General features: G+C 61.6%; 6 protein-coding genes. All 6 read left to right on the top strand.

Annotation, left to right across the window (positions count from 1 at the left end):
* Positions 1-174 precede the first annotated feature (174 nt).
* The 6 genes from N1F91_RS30505 (at position 175) to pglX (ending at position 8,151) form a co-directional block, all read left to right on the top strand.
* Positions 175-1,329: a site-specific integrase gene (locus N1F91_RS30505; protein ID WP_289997681.1), complete on the top strand. Its 1,155-nt coding sequence runs from the start codon at positions 175-177 to the stop codon at positions 1,327-1,329.
* Positions 1,330-1,448: 119 nt separating this feature from the next.
* Complete coding sequence (locus N1F91_RS30500) at positions 1,449-1,880, top strand: hypothetical protein (RefSeq protein WP_289997680.1); 432 nt, start codon at positions 1,449-1,451, stop codon at positions 1,878-1,880.
* Entirely contained in the window at positions 1,877-2,497 is a 621-nt protein-coding gene (locus N1F91_RS30495; protein WP_289997679.1) for a DUF1819 family protein, read from the top strand. Before N1F91_RS30500 ends, N1F91_RS30495 begins: the two co-directional genes overlap by 4 nt.
* The gene (locus N1F91_RS30490; protein ID WP_289997678.1) at positions 2,494-3,096 is read left to right on the top strand and encodes a DUF1788 domain-containing protein; all 603 of its coding nucleotides are present in this window, start codon (positions 2,494-2,496) and stop codon (positions 3,094-3,096) included. The genes N1F91_RS30495 and N1F91_RS30490 overlap by 4 nt, the downstream gene beginning before the upstream one ends.
* A gap of 4 nt (positions 3,097-3,100) precedes the next feature.
* Positions 3,101-6,622 (top strand): BREX system P-loop protein BrxC, encoded by a 3,522-nt coding sequence (gene brxC / locus N1F91_RS30485; protein ID WP_289997677.1) that lies wholly within the window; start codon positions 3,101-3,103, stop codon positions 6,620-6,622.
* Positions 6,622-8,151: a BREX-1 system adenine-specific DNA-methyltransferase PglX gene (pglX, locus tag N1F91_RS30480; RefSeq protein WP_289997676.1), complete on the top strand. Its 1,530-nt coding sequence runs from the start codon at positions 6,622-6,624 to the stop codon at positions 8,149-8,151. Before brxC ends, pglX begins: the two co-directional genes overlap by 1 nt.
* Positions 8,152-8,262: the final 111 nt, after the last annotated feature.

The raw sequence follows: 8,262 nt of genomic DNA, 5'->3' as shown, positions 1-8,262 counted from the left end.
CGGAGTTCCGCGAGCGACAGGCCTTCAAGAGAATCAATCGGTGGTAGCGTCACGCAAAGGATGAATCACGACCGGGATCGGCTGAAAACCCCCTCCGCCCGGAAATCTGCCCCGGTTACACTATCTGCGTCGCATCAGCACTGTAGAGCCGAGAAGGAACCGCCAAAGGCTGCCATGCCCAGGATCACCAAACGCCTCGTTGATGCGACAGAAACCCAGCCCGCCGAATACTTCGTCTGGGACAGCGAGATCCCCGGCTTCGGCCTGCGGGTGCTCCCGAGTGGGCGCAGGGGCTACGTGGTTCAATACCGCGCAGGCCGCCGGTCCCGCCGGATCAGCCTCGGACCCAGCACGGTGCTGACCTGTGACCAGGCGCGCAACCGCGCCATCGCCATCGTCGCCGCTGCACGCAACGGGCAAGACCCTGCCGCCGAGCGGGACGCGGGGCGCAAGGCGATCACCGTCAGAGAACTGGCGGAACGCTTCGACAAGGAGCACATCGCGATCCGCGTGAAGGCGAGCACGGCGAAAGAGTATCGCCGCAACCTCAGGCGTTTCATCATGCCCGCGCTGGGGCAATTGACTGTCACCGGCGTCACGCGTGCCGATGTTGCGAAGTTCCACCATGACCTCCGCCACATACCCTATCAGGCAAACCGTTGCCTCGAGGTGGTCTCGAAAATGTTCAGCCTCGCCGAGATGTGGGGGCTGCGCCCGGACGGCACCAATCCGCGAAAACACATCCGAAAGTATCCCGAGGAGAAGCGAGAGCGGTTCCTGAGCGCCGCTGAACTGCGTCGGATCGGAGAGGTGCTGCGGGAGATGGAGACCGAAGGGATCGAACTGCCATCGGCGATCCTCGCCGCCCGCCTGCTCATCCTGACCGGTTGCCGATTAAACGAGATCATGTCCTTGAAGTGGGCGTATGTCGATCTCGACGTCCCTGCCCTGCGCCTGCCGGATTCCAAGACGGGGGCGAAGGTCGCCCACGTCGGCCAGCCGGTGGCGGACCTACTGCGGGACGCCCAGCGCATCGACGGAAACCCGTGGGTGATCACCGGCACCCTGCCCGGCAAGCCCCTGAGCGATCTGCAACCCTTCTGGCAGCGCGTCCGCGCCCGCACCGGAGTGAAGGACGTTCGCGTCCATGACCTGCGACACACCTTCGCCTCGACGGCCGTCGCGTCGGGTCAGGGATTGCCGATGATCGGCAAGCTCCTTGGCCACACGCAGGTCCAGACGACGGCGCGCTACGCGCACCTCGCCGCCGAACCGGTGCGACTGGCGGCGGATGCCGTCGCGGAAAACCTGCGGCAATCCTTGGGATAATCGCGCGCCGACGCCCCCCCAAATTGATTGATCACGAAGTCCCTCGCGACTACGGTCCACGAGAGCGCAGAAATGTAAGCGCGCACGTTTGGCGTGCGCGCAGGGCTGGGCGGGAGCACATGGTGGAAAAGGACGAGACCGAACAATGCAGTCCTATCCATATCGACGTGATGCAACAGTCCGACACATCGGTGAACCAGGCATCCCCGGGCCTTAACTGCTACATCGCGCTGGAGTCCCGGATCCTCGAAATTCGCGGCTCGCGCGAAAGCGGCGTTTCAGCTGGGAAAGATCACGATTGGCACAACTGGGTCACGCTGGAAATCGGACCGCACCCTGCCCTCTCTGAAACGCAGGCGAAGGTGATCGCGCTCGACTACGGCATGCGGGGCGGCAAGGCAGAGATCAAGGTCCGACGGGCATTGCTCTACTACGCGCTTCGGCGTCTCGGGCTCGACACCGATCCTGCCGCCAGGCAGCCGCGGGATCAGCAGATCGTGCTCTTGAACCGCGACGCTGTACATCTGCATGACGGAAGCTCGGCCCAATGACGGTTGCGGAACTCCAACCTTACAAGATGTCGTTTGCCACCGGCGGGCTGCTTCAGAATGAAAGCATCGAAGTGGCCCGGTTGCACGCGCCATCGGAGGCATGGGACGCCACATTGCGGCGCGCCTTGGAGGAAGGCGTCACCTCACTTCCCAAGGCCGCGTCGCGCCGCAGGACGCTTCGTGAGATCGTGAATCGGATTTCAACCTTGGACGATGAGGAACTCAACTGCCTTGTCGAGGTAGCCGATCGCCAGGACCAGCAGGCCCTGTTGTGGCTCGCGACGTGCAGAGCGTATCGATTTGTCCGTGAGTTCGCGACGGACGTTATCCATGAACGATTTCTTTCGTTTCAACTCGACCTGCCGCTGGAAAGTTTCGACGTCCTGTTTGCCGCCAAAGCCGAATGGGATGAAGGCCTTGCCGGGATCAGTCCGATGACCCGCGCAAAGCTGCGGCAGGTGCTGTTCCGGATGATGCGCGAAGCCAACGTGATCTCCGACGATAACCGGATCCAGTCGGCCTATGTCTCGCCTCGACTCAAGGCGATGTTGGCAGAGAAAAGCCCGCGGGATCTCGTCCTGTTTCCCGGGTTGAGCCGAGAGGGAGGCACCGTGTGACAAAGCCGACCAGCCGCAAAGAGCGGGCAGAGCATCTATTCAAGGTCGTCACCAGCCAGCGGTTCTTGACCAAGCAGGGTCTCGGCAATGAGGTGCCGTTCTTCATCTGCCCCTATCCCGCAGAAGAAGGACTGTCGATGGTTGAAGACCGGCTGGATCTGGTGACCCGGATTACACACGCAGGAATCGCTGTTCTCGATCTGAGCCTTTACGATCTGTCGCTCGGCATTCTCGAAGAGCGCGGCATCCTCGAACAAATCCTCAAGATCGAACCAGACACCGAAAAAGGCGAGATCCGGGAACTTCTCCAGTCCGTTCTGGATCCCGAAGCCAACCTGATCCCGAAGATCGGAGAGGCCATCGAAGCCGCACCGCATGACGTCATCTTCCTGTCCGGCGTCGGCGAGGTCTATCCTTACATCCGCTCTCACAACGTCCTGAACAATCTCCAGAGCACGGCCAAGGACAAGCCGACGGTCCTGTTCTTCCCTGGCAGCTATACCCATGCACTCGCGACGGGGGCCTCGCTCGATCTGTTCGCGCGGCTGCACGACGACAAGTATTATCGCGCCTTCAATATTCTGAATTACGAGGTTTGATTCGATGACGATTGCGATGCGCGAAATCTTTGAAAAGCCCGTCGACCGCGCCATCGATGGCGTCATCAAGGCGGATGATGAAGCGAGCCTCCGGATCGAACTGGACGAGTATGTGATTACCGGCGAGATCGGGCAGCGCCTCGAGCAGTTCCTTCATGCCTACAACAACTATCAGACGTCGAATGGCGTCTGGATTTCCGGCTTCTTCGGCTCGGGCAAATCGCACCTGCTGAAGATGCTGGCGCTCTTGCTGGAGAATCGCGAAGTCGACGGGATGAAGGCGTTCGACATCTTTGCCGAAAAGCTGAGAGACGAGCCCATGCTCGCTGGCGCCCTGCGCAAGGCGGTGTCGATCTCGTCGAAGTCGATCCTGTTCAACATCGACCAGAAAGCGGACGTCATCTCGAAGAACGACGTCGACGCGCTGCTTTCGGTGTTCCAGAAGGTCTTTGACGAAATGTGCGGTTATTTCGGCAAGCAGCCGCACATTGCGCATTTCGAACGGCAGCTCGATGAGCGTGGTCAATTCGATGCATTCAAGGCGGCGTTCCTGGAGCTTTCTGGGAAGCCTTGGGAGACCCGAGGCCGTGAGGAGGCATTGTTGGAAGGGCGCAACATCGCTGCAGCCTTTGCGCGGGCAACCGGTGCGGATCCGGCCGATGCCAAGGATATCCTCTCTCAATACCGAAAAGATACGCGGGTCTCAATCGAAGACTTCGCCAACACGGTGAAGGCCTGGATCGACCGGCAGTCCCCGAACTTCCGGCTGAACTTCTTCGTCGACGAGGTCGGCCAGTATATTGCCGACAACGTCAAGCTGATGACGAATCTCCAGACCATTGCCGAAAGCCTGAACACGAAGTGCAAGGGACAGGCGTGGATCATCGTGACGGCGCAGCAGGCCATCACCGAAGTCGTGGGCGACATGACGGCCCGGCAGGAAAACGACTTCTCGAAGATCCAGGCCCGCTTTGCCAACCGCATGCCCCTGAACTCGGCGGATGTCGCCGAGGTCATTCAACGACGCCTGTTGTCCAAGACCGACGCTGCACAGATCATGCTGGGAAATTTGCATGACAGAGAGGAGAACAACCTCAAGACCTTGTTCGACTTCGCGGACGGTTCGATCAGGCTGAAGAACTACCGCGATCGCGAGCATTTCATCGCCAGCTATCCGTTCCCGCCCTATCAGTACACGCTGTTCCAGATGGCGATCACGTCGCTCTCCCAGCACAATGCCTTCGAAGGCAAGCACAGCTCCGTGGGCGAACGCTCGATGCTGGGCGTGTTCCAGGAGGTGGCCAAGACCCTTGCCGATCGACCTGTCGGAGGGCTTGCGACCTTCGATTTGATGTTCGAGGGGATCCGCACCGCGTTAAAGTCCGCCGTTCAACAGTCCATCCAGATCGCCGAGCGAAACCTCGACGATCCCTTCGCGGTTCGCGTTCTGAAGGCACTGTTCCTTGTCAAATATGTCAAGGAATTCAAGCCGACTGTACGCAACATCAGCGTTCTTCTGTTGTCGGAATTCGAGGCTGACCAGGCGGGACAACGACGCAAGATCGAAGACGCTTTGGCGCGCCTTGAGCGCGAAACCTACATTCAGCGCAACGGCGAGGCCTACGAGTTCCTGACCAACGAAGAGAAGGACGTCGAGGCTGAGATCAAGGCGCTGGATGTCGATCCGACCGAGATCAGCAAGGCGCTCGAAAACCTAGCCTTCGACACGATCCTCCGGCACCGCAAAATCAAGCACCTGACCACGGGCTATGAGTATTCCTTCAGCCGGAAACTCGACGACCATCTGCTGGGTCGGGAATACGAGCTTTCGGTAAACATCATCAGCCCGTTCAACGACGATGCTGCGACGCCGGACGCTGTGCGCATGCGCAACATGGGGCGCGAGGAGCTGGCGATCGTTCTGCAGCCGGATGTCCGGTTCATTCGGGATCTGACCCTCTTCCGGCAGACCGACAAGTTCATCCGGCAAGCGCGCAGCGGGTCGCCACAGCCCGGCCGCGACCGGATCATCCTAGAAAAGGGCGAGCAGAACGGCCGTCGTGCCAAGGATCTGGAGCTTCGGCTACGCAAACTCATGGCCGCGGCGCGGCTCTTCGTGCGTGGTGACGAACTGGACATTGGCGGTGATGATCCCCAGGACCGCATCGTCAAGGCGTTCCAGGCGCTTGTCGACAAGGTCTATGTGAACCTGCCGATGTTGAGGGGCGTGAACTACGTCGAAGCAGACATCGCCAAGGCCGCCAGTCCGACGTCCACCTTGTTTGGCGAAGCCGGCACGGGCCTAACGGAGGCCGAACAAGATGTGCTTAATCACATTCAGAGCCAGGCCCGCAACGGTGTGAAGGTCTCGGCCAAGTATCTGACCGAGCGCTTCGGGGCGAAGCCCTACGGCTGGCCGACGGTCGCCACGCTGTGCCTTACCGCGAGCCTTGCTGGCAAAGGCAAGTGCGAGGCCCGCTCGGACGGTACGCCGCTGGAAGGGGCCGACCTGGCCCGGGCGCTGAACAACAGCCACATGCTGGGCAATATCCTCCTGACCCTGCAACTGGAGTTCACCTCATCCCAGATCCGCGCGGCGAAGGATCTCTACAAGGAGTTGTTCGGTCTGCCCGCCGACGGCTCCGACGCGAGGGTCCTCGGCGGCGAATGGGCGGAAAGCATCCGCAAGCTGGCGGACGAACTGAGCCGGCTCGTCACCGAACAGTACAAATACCCGTTCGTGGTGGCCCTGGAGCCATTGCGGGATCAGGTCGTCGCCATGGTCGGCAAACCTGCCGCCTGGTATATCCCCGAGCCGGTCAAGCAGGAAGACGCGCTCCTGAACGCCAAGGAGGACATCCTCGACAAGATCCGCAGCTTCATGGGCGGGGCTCAGCGCGAGATCTACGACGACGTCCGCGACTTCCTGCAGGCGCAAGAGGCCAACATCGGCTACGTCGATGCCGCCGCTGGCGAAAAGCTGCGCGCGGCCCTGAGCGATCCCGACTGCTACAAGGGCACCGCGATCCAGGCGCTGAAATCCGACCTCTACGCCCTGAAGGACAAGGTCGAACTCGATGTCCTGAAGGAGCGCAAGGCGGTGATCGCCGCCGTCGATGAATGTTCCGACAAGGTCGCCCAGACGGCCGAGTTCCAGGCCCTCAGCCCCGAGCAGCAGGACAAGATCCGCCGCAGCGTGGCCTCGCACAAGGCCGGGCTCGATACCGTGACCATGATCCCGATCCTGCGCGACCGGGCAAATGGCGCGCGCTCCGGCCTGATGCAGCAGATGCTGGCGGACATCGCGCGCATGACCCAGCCCCCGGCGCCCGCTCCGGCCGATCCCGGCATGAAAGAACGGCCCGCCCTGGCGCCGCGGCCACCGTCCTACGTCAACGCCGCGGACATCAAGGTGGCCTATCCGCGCCCCTACCTGGCCGAGGAGGCGGACGTCGACCAATACGTGAATGAACTGCGCAAGACCCTGATGGCCGAGATCGCCGCGGGCAAGAAGGTGATCGTCTGATGGAAACCAACGCCCTCAAGAAATTCGCGCAAGCCGCGCGCAATCTTCTGATCGATCAGGTCACAGCGAAACTTGCCGTCGTCATCGACCCAGCCTCGTCCGCCCGGCGCGAGAACCCTGCGGCGATGAAGAAGCTCGACGCCGCCATCGCGCAGACTGGCAAGGCCCAGGTCATCGAACAGGTCGCCTACACCTGGTTCAACCGCTTCACCGCGCTCCGCTTCATGGACGTGAACGGCTACACCAACCCGCGCGTCGTCTCGCCCGAGGGGGACGCGACGCGGCCCGAGATCCTGGCCGAGGCCATGGCGGGCAACCTGCCCGAGGGCGCGCCCGCCACCATCGCCGCGCTTTTGGACGGCCGCAGCCCCAGCCGCGATCCGCAGGGCGAGGCCTATCGCCTGCTGCTCGTCCATGCCTGCAACGCCTGGCACAAGCCCATGCCCTTCATGTTCGAGAAGGTGGGCGACTACACCGAACTCCTGATGCCCGAGGATTTGCTCTCGCTGACCTCGATCCTCGCCCGCCTGCGCGACGCCATGCCCGAGGACGATTGCAAGGATGTCGAGATCATCGGCTGGCTCTACCAGTTTTACATCTCGGAGAAGAAGGATCAGGTCTTCGTAGGCCTCAAGAAGAACCAGAAGATCACGGCCGAGAACATTCCGGCCGCCACCCAGCTTTTCACCCCGCACTGGATCGTCCGCTACCTGGTCGAGAACTCGCTCGGGCGGCTGTGGCTGCTCAATCGGCCGGGGTCGAAGCTGGCCGAGCGGATGGACTACTACATCGCGCCGGAAGAATCCGAGACGGATTTCCTGAAGATCGGCAAGCCCGAGGAGATCAAGGTCTGCGATCCGGCCTGCGGGTCGGGGCACATGCTGACCTATGCCTTCGACCTGCTCTACGCGATCTACGAGGAAGAGGGGTATGAGGCCGACAGGATCCCCGCGCTGATCCTGACGCACAACCTGACCGGGGTGGAGATTGACGACCGCGCCGGGGCGCTCGCGGCCTTTGCGCTGGCGATGAAGGCGGCGGCGCGGCTGGGGCGGCGGCGGTTCCTGCGGATGGAGGCGAAGCCCGACATCGTCGTGCTGCAGAACGTGACCTTCACGCCGGCCGAGATGCAGGACGTGGCCGCCGTGGTGGGGCGCGACCTGTTCACCTATGAACTGCGCGAGACGCTGCTGCAATTCGAGCAGGCCAAGAACTTCGGCTCGCTGATCGTGCCGAAACTGCGCGATCCGGCCGAGACGCTGCGGGTGGTGGCGGCGCGGGATTTCGGTGGCGATCTGCTGCTGAAGGAGGCGCAGGAGCGAGTCGTCGCCGTGCTGCGCATGGCCGAGGCGCTGTCGCGGAAATATCATGTAATGGTGGCTAACCCGCCCTATGCTGGCTCTAAAGGATTGAATGACAAGCTGAACGACTGGTTAAAGACGGAATATGCTGAGACCAAGTCGGACCTTTTTGCATCCTTCATTGACAGAGGCATCAGGCTAATTCGGAAGTCTGGCCAAATCTCATGAATCCCCTCATTTCACGAACGACTCACTTTTGCCGCTAGCGCTCGGGAAACCGCTTGTCGACGAATCGGTCGAAGGGATGGCGGAGCGATGCGGGCGAGTGCGCAACGAGCT

This window comes from Aquibium sp. ELW1220 (genome assembly GCF_030398385.1).
GTDB lineage: Bacteria > Pseudomonadota > Alphaproteobacteria > Rhizobiales > Rhizobiaceae > Aquibium.
The sequence above is the reverse complement of the archived record's forward strand: the minus strand, read 5'-3'. Positions and strand labels throughout refer to the sequence as shown.